Source organism: Salmonella sp. 741265073_HBA (assembly GCF_046569105.1).
GTDB lineage: Bacteria > Pseudomonadota > Gammaproteobacteria > Enterobacterales > Enterobacteriaceae > Salmonella > Salmonella enterica.
Window position 1 is genome coordinate 472,078 of the sequence record NZ_JBKFRY010000002.1, and the last position, 17,469, is coordinate 489,546.

General features: G+C 52.8%; 15 protein-coding genes. All 15 read left to right on the plus strand.

Annotated elements, in window-relative coordinates; all coding sequences use genetic code 11:
- Positions 1-403 precede the first annotated feature (403 nt).
- The 15 genes from sucA (at position 404) to cpoB (ending at position 17,242) form a co-directional block, all read left to right on the plus strand.
- The gene (sucA, locus tag ACLD3P_RS04810) at positions 404-3,205 is read left to right on the plus strand and encodes a 2-oxoglutarate dehydrogenase E1 component (protein WP_001181500.1); all 2,802 of its coding nucleotides are present in this window, start codon (positions 404-406) and stop codon (positions 3,203-3,205) included.
- Positions 3,206-3,219: 14 nt separating this feature from the next.
- The gene (odhB, locus tag ACLD3P_RS04815) at positions 3,220-4,428 is read left to right on the plus strand and encodes a 2-oxoglutarate dehydrogenase complex dihydrolipoyllysine-residue succinyltransferase (protein WP_411006377.1); all 1,209 of its coding nucleotides are present in this window, start codon (positions 3,220-3,222) and stop codon (positions 4,426-4,428) included.
- Between the two features lie 141 nt (positions 4,429-4,569).
- A complete protein-coding gene (gene sucC, locus ACLD3P_RS04820; RefSeq protein WP_001048590.1) occupies positions 4,570-5,736 on the plus strand; it encodes an ADP-forming succinate--CoA ligase subunit beta in 1,167 nt (388 codons plus the stop codon).
- Positions 5,736-6,605: a succinate--CoA ligase subunit alpha gene (gene sucD / locus ACLD3P_RS04825; protein WP_000114631.1), complete on the plus strand. Its 870-nt coding sequence runs from the start codon at positions 5,736-5,738 to the stop codon at positions 6,603-6,605. Before sucC ends, sucD begins: the two co-directional genes overlap by 1 nt.
- A gap of 1,582 nt (positions 6,606-8,187) precedes the next feature.
- Positions 8,188-9,756, plus strand: coding sequence for a cytochrome ubiquinol oxidase subunit I (gene cydA, locus ACLD3P_RS04830; protein ID WP_000884369.1), 1,569 nt, complete (start codon positions 8,188-8,190; stop codon positions 9,754-9,756).
- A gap of 15 nt (positions 9,757-9,771) precedes the next feature.
- Positions 9,772-10,911, plus strand: a complete 1,140-nt coding sequence (gene cydB / locus ACLD3P_RS04835; RefSeq protein ID WP_080207848.1) for a cytochrome d ubiquinol oxidase subunit II — start codon at positions 9,772-9,774, stop codon at positions 10,909-10,911.
- 14 nt (positions 10,912-10,925) lie between these two features.
- Positions 10,926-11,039 (plus strand): cytochrome bd-I oxidase subunit CydX, encoded by a 114-nt coding sequence (gene cydX, locus ACLD3P_RS04840; protein WP_000270278.1) that lies wholly within the window; start codon positions 10,926-10,928, stop codon positions 11,037-11,039.
- A 136-nt stretch (positions 11,040-11,175) separates the two neighbouring features.
- Complete coding sequence (ybgE, locus tag ACLD3P_RS04845) at positions 11,176-11,457, plus strand: cyd operon protein YbgE (RefSeq protein WP_080250858.1); 282 nt, start codon at positions 11,176-11,178, stop codon at positions 11,455-11,457.
- Between the two features lie 228 nt (positions 11,458-11,685).
- Positions 11,686-12,090: a tol-pal system-associated acyl-CoA thioesterase gene (gene ybgC, locus ACLD3P_RS04850; RefSeq protein WP_001046240.1), complete on the plus strand. Its 405-nt coding sequence runs from the start codon at positions 11,686-11,688 to the stop codon at positions 12,088-12,090.
- On the plus strand, positions 12,087-12,779 hold the full coding sequence (tolQ, locus tag ACLD3P_RS04855; protein WP_000131318.1) for a Tol-Pal system protein TolQ: 693 nt from the start codon (positions 12,087-12,089) through the stop codon (positions 12,777-12,779). Before ybgC ends, tolQ begins: the two co-directional genes overlap by 4 nt.
- Positions 12,780-12,782: 3 nt before the next feature.
- Complete coding sequence (tolR, locus tag ACLD3P_RS04860) at positions 12,783-13,211, plus strand: colicin uptake protein TolR (RefSeq protein ID WP_000124676.1); 429 nt, start codon at positions 12,783-12,785, stop codon at positions 13,209-13,211.
- A 64-nt stretch (positions 13,212-13,275) separates the two neighbouring features.
- On the plus strand, positions 13,276-14,469 hold the full coding sequence (gene tolA / locus ACLD3P_RS04865; protein WP_411006689.1) for a cell envelope integrity protein TolA: 1,194 nt from the start codon (positions 13,276-13,278) through the stop codon (positions 14,467-14,469).
- A 123-nt stretch (positions 14,470-14,592) separates the two neighbouring features.
- Positions 14,593-15,885 carry a Tol-Pal system beta propeller repeat protein TolB gene (gene tolB / locus ACLD3P_RS04870; RefSeq protein WP_001562341.1) on the plus strand — a complete coding sequence of 431 codons (1,293 nt, stop codon included), beginning with the start codon at positions 14,593-14,595 and terminating at the stop codon, positions 15,883-15,885.
- 34 nt (positions 15,886-15,919) lie between these two features.
- A complete protein-coding gene (pal, locus tag ACLD3P_RS04875; RefSeq protein WP_001176621.1) occupies positions 15,920-16,444 on the plus strand; it encodes a peptidoglycan-associated lipoprotein Pal in 525 nt (174 codons plus the stop codon).
- 9 nt (positions 16,445-16,453) lie between these two features.
- Entirely contained in the window at positions 16,454-17,242 is a 789-nt protein-coding gene (gene cpoB, locus ACLD3P_RS04880; RefSeq protein WP_131046200.1) for a cell division protein CpoB, read from the plus strand.
- The last annotated feature ends 227 nt before the right edge of the window (positions 17,243-17,469 follow it).

The window sequence follows — 17,469 nt, forward strand, 5'->3', positions numbered from 1 at the left end:
GCCATATGATTAGTAATAATCGAGATGTTCAGGGCGAGACAAGGCGCGGTCTGAACGAATCTTCGGGAGCATAGTTAACTATGTGACCGGAGTGAGCGAAGGCCGCAACGCAGTCGTAGCCTGAACAGCGAAGATTATTAGACAGTTTTTAAAGGTTCCTTAGCGGACGCAGATGACACGACAGTCCGCAACAAGTGAACCCCGGCACGCATACAGCGTATGCGTGGTTAGTATCCACGGCGAAATACTCGTCATAGTTCACGTTGCATGTGCGTTGGCTGCACTTGCTCACCCCGGTCACTTACTGGATGTAAGCTCCCAGGGATTCGCAAGCTTGCCGCCTTCCTGAAACGTGACCTATTTAGAGTATTAAATAAGCAGAAAAGATGCTTAAGGGATCACGATGCAGAACAGCGCTTTGAAAGCCTGGTTGGACTCTTCTTACCTCTCTGGTTCGAATCAGAGCTGGATAGAACAGCTCTATGAAGACTTCTTAACCGATCCTGACTCGGTAGACGCTAACTGGCGTTTGACGTTCCAGCAGTTACCTGGTACCGGAGTCAAACCGGATCAACTCCATTCAAAAACACGTGAATATTTCCGGCGGCAGGCGTTGGCTGGCTCACGTCACTCTTCTACGATTTCCGACCCTGACACCAATGTGAAGCAGGTTAAAGTCCTGCAGCTTATCAACGCTTATCGTTTCCGTGGCCATCAGCATGCAAACCTCGATCCGCTGGGACTGTGGAAACAAGAACGCGTGGCGGATCTGGATCCTTCTTTCCATGATTTGACCGAGGCCGATTTCCAGGAAACCTTCAATGTCGGCTCCTTTGCCAGCGGCAAAGAGACAATGAAGCTGGGCGAGCTGCTCGACGCGCTCAAACAGACCTACTGCGGCCCGATTGGCGCTGAGTATATGCACATCACCAGCACCGAAGAGAAACGCTGGATCCAACAGCGCATCGAATCCGGTCGTGCGGCCTTTAGCGCTGACGAGAAAAAACGCTTCCTGAACGAACTGACCGCCGCTGAAGGGCTGGAACGTTATCTGGGCGCCAAATTCCCGGGTGCGAAACGTTTCTCGCTCGAGGGGGGAGATGCGCTGATACCCATGCTGAAAGAGATGGTTCGCCATGCGGGTAACAGCGGCACTCGCGAAGTGGTGCTGGGGATGGCGCACCGCGGTCGCCTGAACGTGCTGATCAACGTACTGGGTAAAAAACCGCAGGATCTGTTCGACGAATTTGCCGGTAAGCATAAAGAACATCTGGGTACCGGCGACGTGAAGTATCACATGGGCTTCTCGTCAGATATCGAAACCGAAGGCGGTCTGGTTCACCTGGCGCTGGCGTTTAACCCATCGCATCTGGAAATTGTGAGCCCGGTGGTGATGGGCTCCGTGCGCGCCCGTCTGGACAGACTGGACGAACCGAGCAGCAACAAAGTGTTGCCGATCACTATTCACGGCGACGCCGCGGTGACCGGCCAGGGCGTGGTTCAGGAAACCCTGAACATGTCGAAAGCGCGCGGTTACGAAGTGGGCGGTACGGTACGTATCGTTATCAACAACCAGGTGGGTTTCACCACCTCTAACCCACTTGATGCGCGTTCAACGCCTTACTGCACCGATATCGGTAAAATGGTCCAGGCACCGATTTTCCACGTCAATGCGGACGATCCGGAAGCCGTCGCTTTTGTGACCCGTCTGGCGCTGGACTTCCGTAACACCTTCAAACGCGATGTGTTCATCGATCTGGTGTGCTACCGCCGTCACGGCCACAACGAAGCCGACGAGCCAAGCGCAACCCAGCCGCTGATGTACCAGAAAATTAAAAAGCATCCGACGCCGCGTAAAATCTACGCCGACAAGCTGGAAGCGGACAAAGTCGCGACGCTGGAAGATGCCACCGAAATGGTTAACCTCTATCGCGATGCGCTGGATGCAGGCGAATGCGTGGTGAAAGAGTGGCGTCCGATGAATATGCACTCGTTCACCTGGTCGCCGTATCTAAACCACGAATGGGATGAAGCATACCCGAACAAGGTAGAAATGAAGCGCCTGCAGGAGCTGGCAAAACGTATCAGCACCGTGCCGGAAGCCATTGAAATGCAGTCTCGCGTGGCGAAAATTTATGGCGACCGTCAGGCAATGGCGGCAGGCGAGAAATTGTTTGACTGGGGCGGCGCGGAAAATCTGGCTTACGCCACGCTGGTCGATGAAGGCATTCCGGTGCGCCTGTCCGGGGAAGACTCCGGTCGCGGCACCTTCTTCCATCGTCATGCGGTGATCCACAACCAGACGAACGGCTCAACGTATACGCCGTTGCAGCATATTCACAGCGGCCAGGGACAGTTTAAAGTCTGGGACTCCGTGCTGTCTGAAGAAGCGGTACTGGCTTTTGAATACGGTTATGCCACGGCGGAACCACGTACCCTGACTATCTGGGAAGCGCAGTTTGGCGATTTTGCCAACGGCGCGCAGGTAGTGATTGACCAGTTCATCTCCTCCGGCGAGCAGAAATGGGGCCGGATGTGCGGTCTGGTGATGCTGTTGCCGCACGGCTATGAAGGGCAGGGGCCGGAGCACTCTTCCGCGCGTCTGGAACGTTATCTGCAACTTTGCGCCGAGCAGAATATGCAGGTTTGCGTGCCGTCCACCCCGGCGCAGGTCTACCATATGCTGCGCCGTCAGGCGCTGCGCGGGATGCGTCGTCCGCTGGTGGTGATGTCGCCGAAATCGCTGCTGCGTCACCCGCTGGCGGTTTCCACGCTTGATGAACTGGCGAACGGTTCCTTCCAGCCGGCCATTGGCGAAATTGACGAGCTGGACCCTAAAGCCGTAAAACGCGTGGTAATGTGTTCTGGTAAGGTTTATTACGACCTGCTGGAACAACGGCGCAAAAACGACCAGAAAGATGTCGCTATCGTGCGCATCGAACAGCTCTATCCGTTCCCGCATAAAGCGGTGCAGGAAGCGCTGCAACCATACGCTCACGTCCATGATTTTGTCTGGTGCCAGGAAGAGCCGCTCAACCAGGGCGCATGGTACTGCAGTCAGCATCATTTCCGTGAAGTGATTCCGTTTGGGGCCGCTCTGCGTTATGCAGGTCGCCCGGCCTCCGCCTCTCCGGCGGTAGGGTATATGTCCGTTCACCAGAAACAGCAACAAGATCTGGTTAATGACGCGCTGAACGTCGATTAAATAAAGGATAAATAATGAGTAGCGTAGATATTCTTGTTCCCGACCTGCCTGAGTCCGTAGCGGACGCGACCGTCGCCACCTGGCATAAAAAACCGGGCGATGCGGTTGTTCGTGACGAAGTGCTGGTAGAAATCGAAACTGACAAAGTGGTACTGGAAGTACCGGCATCAGCGGACGGCATTCTGGATGCGGTTCTGGAAGAGGAGGGGACGACTGTCACCTCTCGCCAGATCCTGGGTCGCCTGCGTGAAGGCAACAGCGCGGGTAAAGAGACCAGCGCGAAATCTGAAGAGAAAGCGTCTACGCCGGCACAGCGCCAGCAGGCGTCGCTGGAAGAACAAAACAACGATGCGCTCAGCCCGGCGATCCGTCGCCTGCTGGCTGAACACAATCTGGAAGCCAGCGCCATTAAAGGCACTGGTGTGGGTGGGCGTCTGACCCGTGAAGATGTGGAAAAACATCTGGCGAAAGGCGAGTCTAAAGCACCTGTTGTTGAACCTGCAGCACAACCCGCTCTGGGCGCGCGCGGCGAAAAACGCGTGCCAATGACCCGCCTGCGCAAGCGCGTGGCCGAGCGTCTGCTGGAAGCGAAAAATTCTACCGCCATGCTGACGACCTTCAATGAAGTCAACATGAAGCCGATTATGGATTTGCGTAAGCAGTATGGCGAAGTGTTTGAAAAACGTCATGGTATCCGCCTGGGCTTTATGTCCTTCTACGTGAAAGCGGTAGTGGAAGCGCTGAAGCGTTATCCGGAAGTGAACGCCTCTATCGACGGCGATGACGTGGTGTATCACAACTACTTTGATGTGAGCATGGCGGTGTCTACGCCGCGCGGCCTGGTCACGCCGGTCCTGCGTGACGTGGATACGCTGGGCATGGCTGACATTGAGAAAAAAATTAAAGAACTGGCTGCCAAAGGCCGCGACGGCAAGCTGACCGTAGAGGACCTGACCGGTGGTAACTTTACCATTACCAACGGCGGCGTATTCGGTTCGCTGATGTCTACCCCGATCATCAACCCGCCGCAGAGCGCGATTCTGGGAATGCATGCTATTAAAGACAGGCCGATGGCGGTGGATGGCAAGGTAGAAATCCTGCCGATGATGTACCTGGCGCTCTCTTACGATCATCGCCTGATCGATGGTCGCGAATCCGTGGGCTTCCTGGTCACCATCAAAGAGTTGCTGGAAGATCCGACCCGTCTGCTGTTGGACGTGTAGTCAGCAAGAGCATCACCTGCTACCTGTAGGCCGGACAAGGCGTTCACGCCGCCATCCGGCGATGGTGTAATGCCTGATGGCGCGCAGCTTTCAGGCCTACAGGTCTAAAGATAACGATTACCTGAAGGATGGACAGAACACATGAACTTACATGAATATCAGGCAAAACAACTTTTTGCCCGCTATGGCTTACCGGCGCCGGTGGGTTATGCCTGTACTACTCCGCGTGAAGCCGAAGAAGCCGCGTCTAAAATCGGTGCCGGCCCGTGGGTAGTGAAATGTCAGGTTCACGCTGGCGGCCGCGGCAAAGCGGGCGGTGTGAAGGTAGTAAAAAGCAAAGAAGAGATTCGCGCCTTTGCGGAAAACTGGCTGGGCAAACGTCTGGTGACCTACCAAACAGACGCTAATGGCCAACCGGTAAACCAGATTCTGGTTGAAGCGGCGACCGACATCGGCAAAGAACTGTACCTCGGCGCGGTGGTTGACCGTAGTTCTCGTCGCGTGGTCTTTATGGCGTCTACCGAAGGTGGCGTAGAGATCGAAAAAGTTGCGGAGGAAACCCCGCATCTGATCCATAAAGTCGCGCTCGATCCGCTGACCGGCCCGATGCCGTATCAGGGACGGGAACTGGCGTTCAAACTGGGTCTGGAAGGTAAACTGGTGCAGCAGTTCACCAAAATCTTTATGGGCCTGGCAACCATTTTCCTTGAGCGCGACCTGGCGCTAATCGAAATTAATCCGCTGGTGATCACTAAGCAGGGCGATCTGATTTGCCTCGACGGCAAGCTGGGCGCTGACGGCAACGCGCTGTTCCGCCAGCCGGATCTGCGTGAAATGCGTGACCAGTCTCAGGAAGATCCGCGTGAAGCGCAGGCGGCGCAGTGGGAACTGAACTACGTCGCGCTGGACGGCAACATCGGTTGCATGGTGAACGGCGCGGGCCTGGCGATGGGCACCATGGACATCGTTAAGCTGCATGGCGGCGAACCGGCTAACTTCCTTGACGTGGGCGGCGGCGCAACCAAAGAGCGCGTCACCGAAGCGTTTAAAATCATCCTCTCGGATGACAACGTGAAAGCGGTTCTGGTTAACATCTTCGGCGGTATCGTCCGTTGTGACCTGATTGCCGACGGTATCATCGGCGCGGTGGAAGAAGTGGGCGTTAACGTTCCGGTGGTGGTGCGTCTGGAAGGCAACAACGCTGAACTCGGCGCGAAGAAACTGGCTGACAGTGGCCTGAATATTATTGCAGCGAAAAGTCTGACGGATGCAGCTCAGCAGGTTGTTGCCGCAGTGGAGGGGAAATAATGTCCGTTTTAATTAATAAAGATACCAAGGTTATCTGCCAGGGCTTCACCGGTAGCCAGGGGACTTTCCACTCCGAACAGGCGATTGCTTACGGTACGCAGATGGTCGGCGGCGTAACGCCGGGCAAAGGCGGCACCACGCATCTGGGTCTGCCGGTGTTCAACACCGTGCGCGAAGCGGTAGAAGCTACCGGTGCGACCGCATCCGTTATCTACGTGCCGGCGCCGTTCTGCAAAGACTCCATTCTGGAAGCGATCGACGCAGGCATCAAACTGATTATCACCATCACCGAAGGTATTCCGACGCTGGATATGCTGACCGTGAAAGTGAAGCTGGACGAAGCGGGCGTACGCATGATCGGCCCGAACTGCCCAGGTGTGATCACCCCGGGCGAATGCAAAATCGGCATCATGCCGGGTCACATTCATAAGCCGGGTAAAGTGGGTATCGTTTCCCGTTCCGGCACGCTGACCTATGAAGCGGTTAAGCAGACCACCGACTACGGTTTCGGCCAGTCCACCTGCGTGGGTATCGGCGGCGACCCGATTCCGGGCTCTAACTTCATCGACATCCTGAAGCTGTTCCAGGAAGATCCGCAGACTGAAGCGATCGTGATGATCGGCGAGATCGGCGGTAGCGCAGAAGAAGAAGCGGCGGCTTATATTAAAGACCACGTGACCAAGCCGGTTGTTGGCTATATCGCGGGTGTTACCGCGCCGAAAGGCAAGCGTATGGGCCACGCTGGCGCCATCATTGCCGGTGGTAAAGGCACTGCGGATGAAAAATTCGCCGCGCTGGAAGCCGCGGGCGTGAAAACCGTTCGCAGCCTGGCCGATATCGGCGAAGCGCTGAAAGCAATTATAAAATAAAACTCGCTGTTCCTGCGGGAACAGATAAATGTCCGTTTTCGACATGGTTGGCCACCTTTACGGTGGCCTTTTTTATGGCTTTATTGTTTGTGGCAAAGTACGGGTGAAGCATCCGGGATATAAAATTATTGGCTTTGTAAATATTGAACTATAGGAAAATGATGCCTCATTAAAAAAACATGGTGGAGTCTAAAAATAATTGATAATAACCGTCTGGCAGCGGCAGTAAATTTACTCAGTTTGCCGGTTAACTCTTTTGCAGCAAATACAGATGCTGTCTTAGTGAAAGACCTGCCGACCTCACTGGAGACGGATTATGCGCTTTCCGCCATGAAAAAAACGCATTGCAGCATTACACTATGTTGACGCTAACCTCTATAGTAAATTGACGCTTGACTCTGTGGCCGCGCATGTTTGCCTGAGCGCGAACTACATGTCTCCTCAGATGTATCGCGCTTACACAGACTGCTTGTTTAATGGCAGAATAAAACAGCTATTTTAATCATAAGAGTACCGGCATTATTTCCCTGAAGTATTAAAGATATCGTTTAATAAATTATATGAACTTTTGCTGGTTAAAAGAGGTTAACTTTAAAAATTATTAAGAACTTATTGACACTATTCGTTCGTGATTAATCATGTTTAAAGGGTATTTATGGCTGCGAATAAACAGAATTATCACTATGAGTGACGTAGAAATTGAGGGTAAATCTGTGAAGGTGATAACAGAATCTTCACTATAATAATTATAGAGAGGCAAATACGGTGTTATTGAAATAAAGAAAAATTAGCGAATAAAATGTTTGTTTCTGGCTATCTGGAAAGCTTATTAGCGATAATTAAGGCGATAACCTGGCAAGATGATCCTGGCCGTTAGTCGTCGGGAAAGGGAAGTTGGGGCAGGGTAATCCCGGTGGGATGATGGCGCGTGTGCAATGAGATAGTTTCTTTGCGGTGTTAATTATAAGTAAAATAAAAATAGACTAAATGTATAAAATAATAAGTGTTGATAACCTACAGAGAAAATCTGTGAGCTATTTAGCAATAATTGAACATCAATGTGGAATGTTTTTTACTGGATGAGGGGCAGTAAAAAACGCACAAAATGTTTAGCCTTACCGAATAAGCCTCTTTTTACAGGGGGTTTGAAATTACTCTTTGCAAAAACAAAAAGTTAACAAAAAATTCACCATGCATTCAATGAATAAACATTATTAACATTAACTTCAAAAATTGATTTTAATCAATATTTAAATGTTGGAAAAGAGCATCAAAACTGGTTAAATTGTCCGTGATCAAATTCCCTGAAAAGCGATAGATTAGCCATAAATTGATCGCTGTCGAAAAAAGCAAATCTGACCCACTAAAAACCTGTTTATTGTAAGGGTTTTACGGCGTAATATATTTGCGGGATCAATTTGGGTTTTTTATTAACATGTTTGTAACCTTTCATCATTACTGTTTCCTTCCCGAGGGGATAGTACGATGAGAGGCCGCAAATAAATTTGTATTGGGGCATGCGTGTGACCCTTTCTAACGGGGTTCACTCTCGGAGTCTTCATGCGATGAGCAAGGAGTCATGATGTTAGATATAGTCGAACTGTCGCGCTTACAGTTTGCCTTGACCGCGATGTACCACTTCCTGTTTGTGCCGCTAACGCTCGGTATGGCGTTCCTGCTGGCCATTATGGAAACGGTATACGTCCTTTCCGGCAAACAGATTTATAAAGATATGACCAAGTTCTGGGGCAAGTTGTTTGGTATCAACTTTGCTCTGGGTGTGGCTACCGGTTTGACCATGGAGTTCCAGTTCGGGACAAACTGGTCGTACTACTCCCACTATGTTGGGGACATCTTCGGTGCGCCGCTGGCCATCGAAGGTTTGATGGCCTTCTTCCTCGAATCCACCTTTGTAGGTCTGTTCTTCTTCGGCTGGGATCGTCTGAGTAAAGTTCAGCACATGTGCGTCACCTGGCTGGTGGCTCTGGGGTCCAACCTCTCCGCGTTGTGGATTCTGGTAGCGAACGGCTGGATGCAAAACCCAATCGCTGCGGATTTCAATTTCGAAACCATGCGTATGGAAATGGTGAGCTTCTCTGAACTGGTGCTGAACCCGGTAGCACAGGTGAAATTTGTTCACACTGTGGCGTCCGGCTATGTCACCGGCGCGATGTTCATCCTCGGTATCAGCGCTTACTACATGCTGAAAGGTCGTGACTTCGCCTTTGCTAAACGCTCCTTTGCTATTGCCGCCAGCTTCGGTATGGCTGCCGTACTGTCCGTTATCGTACTCGGTGACGAATCCGGTTACGAAATGGGCGACGTGCAGAAAACCAAGCTCGCTGCGATTGAAGCAGAATGGGAAACGCAACCTGCTCCGGCCTCCTTTACCCTGTTCGGCATTCCTGACCAGGACAAACAGGAAAATCATCTGGCGATTCAGATCCCTTATGCGCTCGGCATTATCGCTACGCGTTCCGTGGACACGCCGGTTATTGGCCTGAAAGATCTCATGGTTCAGCATGAAGAGCGTATCCGTAACGGGATGAAAGCCTATGAACTGCTGGAGCAGCTGCGCGCCGGTTCTACCGACCAGGCCGTTCGCGACCAGTTTAACAGCATGAAGAAAGATCTCGGTTACGGCCTGCTGCTGAAACGCTATACGCCTAATGTGACTGACGCGACCGAAGCGCAGATCCAGCAAGCGACGAAAGATTCCATTCCTCGCGTTGCGCCGCTGTACTTCGCTTTCCGTATCATGGTGGCGTGCGGCTTCCTGCTGCTGGCGATCATCGCACTTTCCTTCTGGAGCGTGATTCGTAACCGCATCGGTGAGAAAAAATGGCTGTTGCGCGCGGCGCTGTACGGTATTCCACTGCCGTGGATTGCGGTTGAAGCAGGTTGGTTCGTCGCCGAGTATGGTCGTCAGCCGTGGGCGATCGGCGAAGTGTTGCCGACAGCCGTGGCGAACTCATCGCTGACCGTAGGCGATCTGCTGTTCTCCATGTTCCTGATTTGCGGCCTGTATACCCTGTTCCTGGTGGCAGAATTGTTCCTGATGTTCAAATTTGCACGCCTTGGCCCAAGCAGCCTGAAAACCGGTCGCTATCACTTTGAGCAGTCCACCGTGACTTCTCAGCCGGCACGCTAAGACAGGAGTCGTCAAATGATCGATTATGAAGTACTACGTTTTATCTGGTGGCTGCTGGTTGGCATTTTGCTAATTGGTTTCGCTGTCACCGATGGGTTCGACATGGGGGTGGGGATGCTCACCCGTTTCCTCGGTCGTAACGACACCGAACGTCGAATTATGATTAACTCTATCGCCCCACACTGGGACGGTAACCAGGTGTGGTTGATCACCGCGGGCGGCGCGTTGTTTGCTGCCTGGCCGATGGTTTACGCTGCGGCGTTCTCCGGTTTCTATGTGGCGATGATCCTGGTGCTGGCGTCTTTGTTCTTCCGTCCGGTCGGTTTTGATTACCGTTCTAAGATTGAAGACCCGCGCTGGCGCAACATGTGGGACTGGGGCGTGTTCATCGGTAGCTTTGTGCCGCCGCTGGTGATTGGCGTGGCCTTTGGCAACCTGTTGCAGGGCGTACCGTTCCACGTGGATGAGTATCTGCGTCTGTACTACACCGGTAACTTCTTCCAGTTGCTGAACCCGTTTGGTTTGCTGGCGGGCATCGTAAGCGTAGGGATGATCATCACGCAGGGGGCGACTTACCTGCAAATGCGTACCGTTGGCGAACTGCACCTGCGCGCGCGCGCCACCTCGCAGATTGCGGCGTTGGTGACATTAGTGTGCTTTGCGCTGGCGGGCGTTTGGGTAATGTATGGTATTGATGGTTATGTCGTGACATCCGCGATTGATCATCATGCCGCCTCTAACCCGCTGACTAAAGAAGTGGCGCGTGAAGCTGGCGCCTGGCTGGTGAACTTTAATAATGCTCCGATCCTGTGGTTGGTTCCGGCTCTGGGCGTGGTTCTGCCGCTGCTGACTATCCTGACTTCCCGTATGGAGAAAGGCGCGTGGGCATTCCTGTTCTCTTCGCTGACCATGGCCTGCATTATTCTGACGGCGGGTATCGCTATGTTCCCATTTGTGATGCCGTCCAGCACGATGATGAATGCCAGTCTGACCATGTGGGATGCGACATCCAGCCAGATGACGCTGAACCTGATGACCTGGGTTGCGGCGGTGTTCGTACCGATCATTCTGATCTACACCAGCTGGTGTTACTGGAAAATGTTCGGTCGTATCACTAAAGAACATATTGAAAGCAACACCCACTCTCTGTACTAAGTAAGGAGCTTAAAATGTGGTATTTCGCATGGATTCTGGGAACGCTTCTTGCCTGTGCATTCGGGATCATTACCGCCCTGGCGCTTGAGCACGTTGAAGCGGGTAAAACCGGTCAAGAAGAAAGCTAATGATTCATATTGTCGCTATGCAATATACAAAATCATTTAAGTTGCATCGCGGCGGCAAGGCTGCGAATCCCCAGGAGCTTACATTAGTAAGTGACTGGGGTGAGCAGCCGCAGCCAACAAAGAGGCAGCTTAGAGGATGAAGTATATTTATGCGGTAATGGACAAGCGCCCCTTAAGGGCGCTTTCCTTCGTGATGGCGATAGTGCTGGCAGGATGTATGTTCTGGGACCCGTCACGGTTTGCCGCCAGGACCAGCACGCTTGAAATCTGGCACGGATTACTGCTGATGTGGGCGGTTTGCGCAGGCATAATCCACGGCGTGGGTTTTCGCCTTGAATCCGTACACTGGCAAGGGATTTTTTGTCCGCTCCTTGCGGATATTGTCCTTATCGTCGGCCTGATTTTCTTCTTCTTGTGAATAAGAAACCTCCTTAAAAATATAGGGGCTTGCATAAGCCCATATATTTTTACTCTCCCTTAACTTCCCCCCATTCCCAAGCCTCATTCCCACGCGTATAGTAGCAACGTTTAAAAGCTCTACTTTTGTTGCATTACCGGGATGTAAAGTGAATACAAGGCGATATACAACGGCATTCTTGAGGCATTACGGCGGCAAGCGGATGACGCCAACAAAGAGGCTGCAGGGATGAATAAGTATATGTTTCGATGGCCAATTCGAGTTTATTACGAAGACACGGACGCCGGCGGTGTGGTTTATCACGCCAGCTATGTCGCTTTTTATGAAAGAGCGCGCACGGAGATGCTGCGTCACCATCACTTCAGCCAACAGGTGCTGCTGGCGGAGCGGGTCGCCTTTGTGGTGCGCAAGATGACGCTGGAATACTATGCGCCTGCGCGGCTCGACGATATGCTTGAAGTTCAAACAGAAATTACGTCAATGCGTGGAACCGCTTTGGTTTTCACGCAACGCATTGTCAACGCAGAGAACACGCTGCTAAATGAAGCAGAGGTTCTGATTGTTTGCGTTGATCCACTCAAAATGAAGCCTCGTGCGCTTCCTAAGTCTATTGTCGCGGAGTTTAAGCAGTGACTGACATGAATATCCTTGATTTGTTCCTGAAGGCAAGCCTTCTGGTTAAACTTATCATGTTGATTTTGATTGGTTTTTCAATAGCATCCTGGGCCATCATTATCCAGCGAACGCGTATCCTGAACGCCGCTGCGCGTGAGGCGGAAGCGTTTGAAGATAAATTCTGGTCCGGAATCGAACTATCGCGTCTGTACCAGGAAAGCCAGGGGAGACGCGATAGCCTGTCGGGCTCGGAACAAATCTTTTATAGCGGGTTCAAAGAGTTTGTCCGGCTCCATCGCGCCAACAGCCATGCGCCGGAGGCAGTGGTAGAGGGGGCGTCGCGTGCGATGCGCATCTCCATGAACCGAGAGCTGGAAACGCTGGAAACGCATATCCCGTTTCTTGGCACGGTAGGCTCTATCAGTCCTTATATCGGTCTGTTTGGCACCGTATGGGGGATTATGCATGCGTTTATCGCCCTGGGCGCGGTGAAACAGGCGACTCTGCAAATGGTTGCGCCGGGTATTGCCGAAGCATTGATTGCCACGGCGATTGGTCTGTTTGCCGCTATCCCTGCGGTTATGGCTTACAACCGACTGAATCAGCGCGTGAACAAGCTGGAACTGAATTACGACAACTTTATGGAAGAGTTCACCGCGATTCTGCACCGCCAGGCGTTTACCGTAAGCGAAAGCAACAAGGGGTAAGCCATGGCCAGAACGCGTGGACGAGGTCGTCGCGAACTTAAGTCCGAAATCAATATTGTACCGCTGCTCGACGTACTGTTGGTGCTGCTGCTGATCTTTATGGCAACCGCGCCGATCATTACCCAGAGCGTGGAAGTCGACTTGCCGGAGGCGAATCAGTCGCAGGCGGTCAGTAGTAACGACGATCCACCGGTCATTATTGAGGTTTCCGGAGTAGGGCAATACAGCGTAGTGGTTGATAAAGATCGAATGGATCAACTGCCGTCTGAACAGGTGATCGCAGAAGTAAAGCGTCATCTGCAGGCTAATCCGAAAACAGTCTTTTTAATCGGCGGCGCGAAAGAGGTGCCGTACGATGAAATAATTAAAGCGCTGAACTTGTTACACAGCGCGGGCGTAAAATCGGTTGGCTTAATGACGCAGCCAATCTGAAGTCTGCGTCCCGTTGGCTTGAAAGACGGCGAGTAACAGGCGAACAGTTTTTTGGGAACCGAGAGTGTCAAAGGCAACCGAACAAAACGACAAGCTCAAACGGGCGATAATTATTTCAGCCGTGCTGCATATCATCTTATTTGCAGTGCTGATCTGGAGTTCGTTTGATGAGCATATAGAGGCTTCTGCCGGCGGCGGCGGTGGTTCCGCTATCGACGCGGTGATGGTCGATCCTGGCGCCGTTGTGCAGCAGTACAACCGTCAGCAGGATCAACAGGCCAGCGCCAGACGCGCGGAAGAAGAGCGTAAAAAGCTGCAACAGCAGCAAGCAGAGGAGCTGCAGCAGAAGCAGGCTGCTGAACAGGAGCGGTTGAAACAACTTGAGAAAGAACGTTTAGCGGCTCAGGAGCAGCAAAAGCAGGCTGAAGAAGCGGCAAAACTGGCGCAACAGCAGCAGCAACAGGCCGAAGAAGCGGCGAAAGCGGCGGCGGACGCGAAGAAAAAAGCGGAGGCCGAGGCGGCGAAAGCGGCGGCGGACGCGAAGAAGAAAGCAGAGGCCGAGGCGGTAAAAGCGGCAGCGGACGCGAAGAAGAAAGCGGAAGCCGAAGCGGCGAAAGCGGCGGCGGACGCGAAGAAGAAAGCAGAGGCCGAAGCGGCGAAAGCAGCGGCGGAGGCGAAGAAGAAAGCGGAGGCCGAAGCGGCGAAAGCAGCGGCGGACGCGAAGAAGAAAGCGGAGGCCGAAGCGGCGAAAGCAGCGGCGGACGCGAAGAAGAAAGCGGATGCCGAGGCGGCGAAAGCAGCGGCGGACGCTAAGAAGAAAGCGGCTGCCGAAAAAGCCGCTGCTGAAAAAGCGGCCGCCGCAGAAGGCGTCGATGATCTGCTTGGCGATCTCAGCTCGGGTAAGAATGCGCCGAAAACCGGCGGTGGCGCGAAAGGGAATGGTCAGCCATCGAAAGATAGCGGTACATCGGGCGCTAACGGTGGGGCGACAGGCGCTGATATCAGCGCCTACGCGAAACAGATTCAGGTCGCGATTCAGAGCCGTCTGTATGATGCGAGCCTGTATCAGGGCAAACAATGTGTCTTGCATATTAGCCTGGCGCCGGATGGCTCATTAAAAAGCATTACGTCTGAGGGCGGCGATCCGGCGCTTTGTCAGGCGGCGTTAATGGCGGCAAAAACCGCGAAAATTCCTAAACCGCCAAGCCAGGCTGTTTATGAGAAAATAAAGGATGCCAAACTAGACTTTAAACTGTAGATACTTTTCTTTATGGAAGTTGGAGCAGTTGAGTTGTTACTGGTCCTGGTGGTTTTGTGTATTTGAGTTTGTTAACATTCTGCTAAATTATCGTGGGTCGCAGGCCCAGGTATGGGAGATATGATGAAGCAGGCATTACGAGTAGCATTTGGTTTTCTGATGCTGTGGGCGGCGGTGCTGCACGCAGAAGTCCGTATCGAGATCACCCAGGGGGTGGACTCGGCGCGACCGATTGGCGTTGTGCCTTTTAAATGGGCCGGGCCGGGCGCTGCGCCTGAAGATATCGGCGGCATCGTGGCGGCAGATTTACGCAATAGCGGTAAATTTAATCCGTTAGACCGGTCCCGACTGCCGCAGCAGCCAGCCACCGCTCAGGAAGTTCAGCCTACCGCATGGTCTGCGCTGGGTATTGATGCTGTCGTTGTTGGACAGGTCACGCCGAATCCTGACGGTTCCTACAATGTTGCTTATCAGCTGGTTGACACTGGCGGCGCGCCGGGGACTGTACTGGCGCAAAACTCTTATAAAGTGAACAAGCAGTGGCTGCGTTATGCAGGCCACACTGCCAGTGACGAAGTCTTTGAAAAACTGACGGGCATTAAGGGCGCATTCCGTACTCGTATCGCCTATGTGGTACAGACTAACGGCGGTCAGTTCCCGTATGAACTGCGTGTGTCGGATTACGATGGCTACAATCAGTTCGTAGTGCACCGTTCTCCGCAGCCGTTGATGTCTCCGGCGTGGTCTCCGGACGGCTCAAAACTGGCTTACGTGACATTTGAAAGCGGTCGCTCCGCGCTGGTTATCCAGACGCTGGCAAACGGCGCAGTGCGTCAGGTTGCGTCCTTCCCGCGTCACAACGGCGCGCCGGCCTTCTCGCCGGATGGGACGAAACTGGCGTTCGCGTTATCGAAAACCGGAAGTCTGAACCTGTACGTTATGGATCTCGCCTCCGGCCAGATTCGTCAGATAACGGACGGGCGTAGCAACAATACGGAGCCGACCTGGTTCCCGGACAGCCAGACTCTGGCCTTTACTTCTGACCAGGCTGGACGTCCGCAAGTGTATAAAATGAACATTAACGGCGGTGCGGCGCAACGTATTACCTGGGAAGGTTCGCAAAACCAGGATGCGGATGTCAGCAGCGACGGTAAATTTATGGTAATGGTAAGCTCAAATAACGGGCAGCAGCACATTGCCAAACAAGATCTGGTGACGGGTGGCGTACAGGTTCTGTCGTCAACGTTCCTGGATGAAACGCCAAGTCTGGCACCTAACGGCACGATGGTAATCTACAGCTCTTCTCAGGGGATGGGATCTGTGCTGAATTTGGTTTCTACAGATGGGCGTTTCAAAGCGCGTCTTCCGGCAACTGATGGTCAGGTGAAATCGCCTGCCTGGTCGCCGTATCTGTGATAATAATTAATTGATTACTAAAGGAATTAAAGAAATGCAACTGAACAAAGTGCTGAAGGGCCTGATGATTGCCCTGCCTGTTATGGCAATCGCGGCATGTTCTTCCAACAAGAACGCCAGCAATGACGGTAGCGAAGGCGGCATGCTGAACGGCGCCGGCACTGGTATGGACGCTAACGGCAACGGCAACATGTCATCTGAAGAGCAAGCGCGTCTGCAGATGCAGCAGCTGCAGCAGAACAACATCGTTTACTTCGATCTCGACAAGTACGATATCCGTTCTGACTTCGCGGCAATGCTGGATGCGCACGCTAACTTCCTGCGTAGCAACCCGTCTTACAAAGTCACCGTAGAAGGTCACGCGGACGAACGTGGTACTCCGGAGTACAACATCTCCCTGGGTGAGCGTCGTGCGAACGCTGTTAAGATGTATCTGCAGGGTAAAGGCGTTTCCGCTGACCAGATCTCCATCGTTTCTTACGGTAAAGAGAAACCTGCCGTACTGGGCCACGACGAAGCGGCTTACGCTAAGAACCGTCGCGCTGTACTGGTTTACTAAGAGAATTGCATGAGCAGTAACTTCAGACATCACCTGTTGAGTCTGTCGTTACTGGTTGGCATAGCGGCCCCCTGGGCCGCTTTTGCTCAGGCGCCAATCAGTAGTGTCGGCTCAGGCTCGGTCGAAGACCGCGTCACTCAACTTGAGCGTATCTCTAACGCTCACAGTCAGCTTTTAACCCAACTTCAGCAGCAGCTCTCCGATAATCAGTCTGATATCGATTCTTTGCGCGGCCAAATCCAGGAAAATCAGTATCAACTGAATCAGGTGATGGAGCGCCAGAAGCAAATTATGCTGCAGCTGGGGAGCTTAAATAATGGCGGCGCAGCGCAGCCAGCGGCTGGCGACCAGAGCGGGGCGGCAACCGCTGCGACCTCCGCTCCGGATGCCGGTGCGGCAACCTCAGGGGCGCCGGTACAAAGTGGCGATGCGAATACCGATTACAATGCGGCAATTGCGCTGGTGCAGGATAAGTCTCGCCAGGATGATGCGATTGTGGCGTTTCAGAACTTCATCAAGAAATACCCTGATTCTACTTATCAGCCGAACGCCAATTATTGGCTGGGCCAGTTGAATTACAACAAGGGTAAAAAAGATGATGCCGCCTATTATTTCGCCTCGGTAGTAAAAAACTATCCTAAGTCGCCGAAGGCTGCGGACGCGATGTACAAAGTTGGCGTTATCATGCAGGACAAAGGTGATACGGCAAAAGCGAAAGCGGTTTATCAGCAGGTGATTAACAAATATCCTGGCACTGATGGCGCGAAACAGGCGCAGAAGCGTCTTAACGCGATGTAATGCGTACCATGCGACCAGAAAACGCCTTTTTTCTGGTCGCGTCGTGCGATTCCTAAGCAGTTGAGCCCCCTGCGTCGAAATTTTTGTTGCGCTCAAATCTGAAATCAGTAATATATGCCGCCGTTGCCACGGGATATTAAACAACTCGAAAGCAACGTAAAAGTGGGTCGTTAGCTCAGTTGGTAGAGCAGTTGACTTTTAATCAATTGGTCGCAGGTTCGAATCCT

What these genes read in the sequence shown, in the direction of transcription:
- sucD (WP_000114631.1), top strand. Translation starts at nt 5,736, where the DNA reads ATGTCCGTTTTAATTAATAAAGATACCAAGGTTATCTGCCAGGGCTTC.
- cydX (WP_000270278.1), top strand. Translation starts at nt 10,926, where the DNA reads ATGTGGTATTTCGCATGGATTCTGGGAACGCTTCTTGCCTGTGCATTC.
- tolR (WP_000124676.1), top strand. Translation starts at nt 12,783, where the DNA reads ATGGCCAGAACGCGTGGACGAGGTCGTCGCGAACTTAAGTCCGAAATC.
- sucA (WP_001181500.1), top strand. Translation starts at nt 404, where the DNA reads ATGCAGAACAGCGCTTTGAAAGCCTGGTTGGACTCTTCTTACCTCTCT.
- odhB (WP_411006377.1), top strand. Translation starts at nt 3,220, where the DNA reads ATGAGTAGCGTAGATATTCTTGTTCCCGACCTGCCTGAGTCCGTAGCG.
- tolB (WP_001562341.1), top strand. Translation starts at nt 14,593, where the DNA reads ATGAAGCAGGCATTACGAGTAGCATTTGGTTTTCTGATGCTGTGGGCG.
- ybgC (WP_001046240.1), top strand. Translation starts at nt 11,686, where the DNA reads ATGAATAAGTATATGTTTCGATGGCCAATTCGAGTTTATTACGAAGAC.
- ybgE (WP_080250858.1), top strand. Translation starts at nt 11,176, where the DNA reads ATGAAGTATATTTATGCGGTAATGGACAAGCGCCCCTTAAGGGCGCTT.
- cydA (WP_000884369.1), top strand. Translation starts at nt 8,188, where the DNA reads ATGTTAGATATAGTCGAACTGTCGCGCTTACAGTTTGCCTTGACCGCG.
- cydB (WP_080207848.1), top strand. Translation starts at nt 9,772, where the DNA reads ATGATCGATTATGAAGTACTACGTTTTATCTGGTGGCTGCTGGTTGGC.
- pal (WP_001176621.1), top strand. Translation starts at nt 15,920, where the DNA reads ATGCAACTGAACAAAGTGCTGAAGGGCCTGATGATTGCCCTGCCTGTT.
- cpoB (WP_131046200.1), top strand. Translation starts at nt 16,454, where the DNA reads ATGAGCAGTAACTTCAGACATCACCTGTTGAGTCTGTCGTTACTGGTT.
- sucC (WP_001048590.1), top strand. Translation starts at nt 4,570, where the DNA reads ATGAACTTACATGAATATCAGGCAAAACAACTTTTTGCCCGCTATGGC.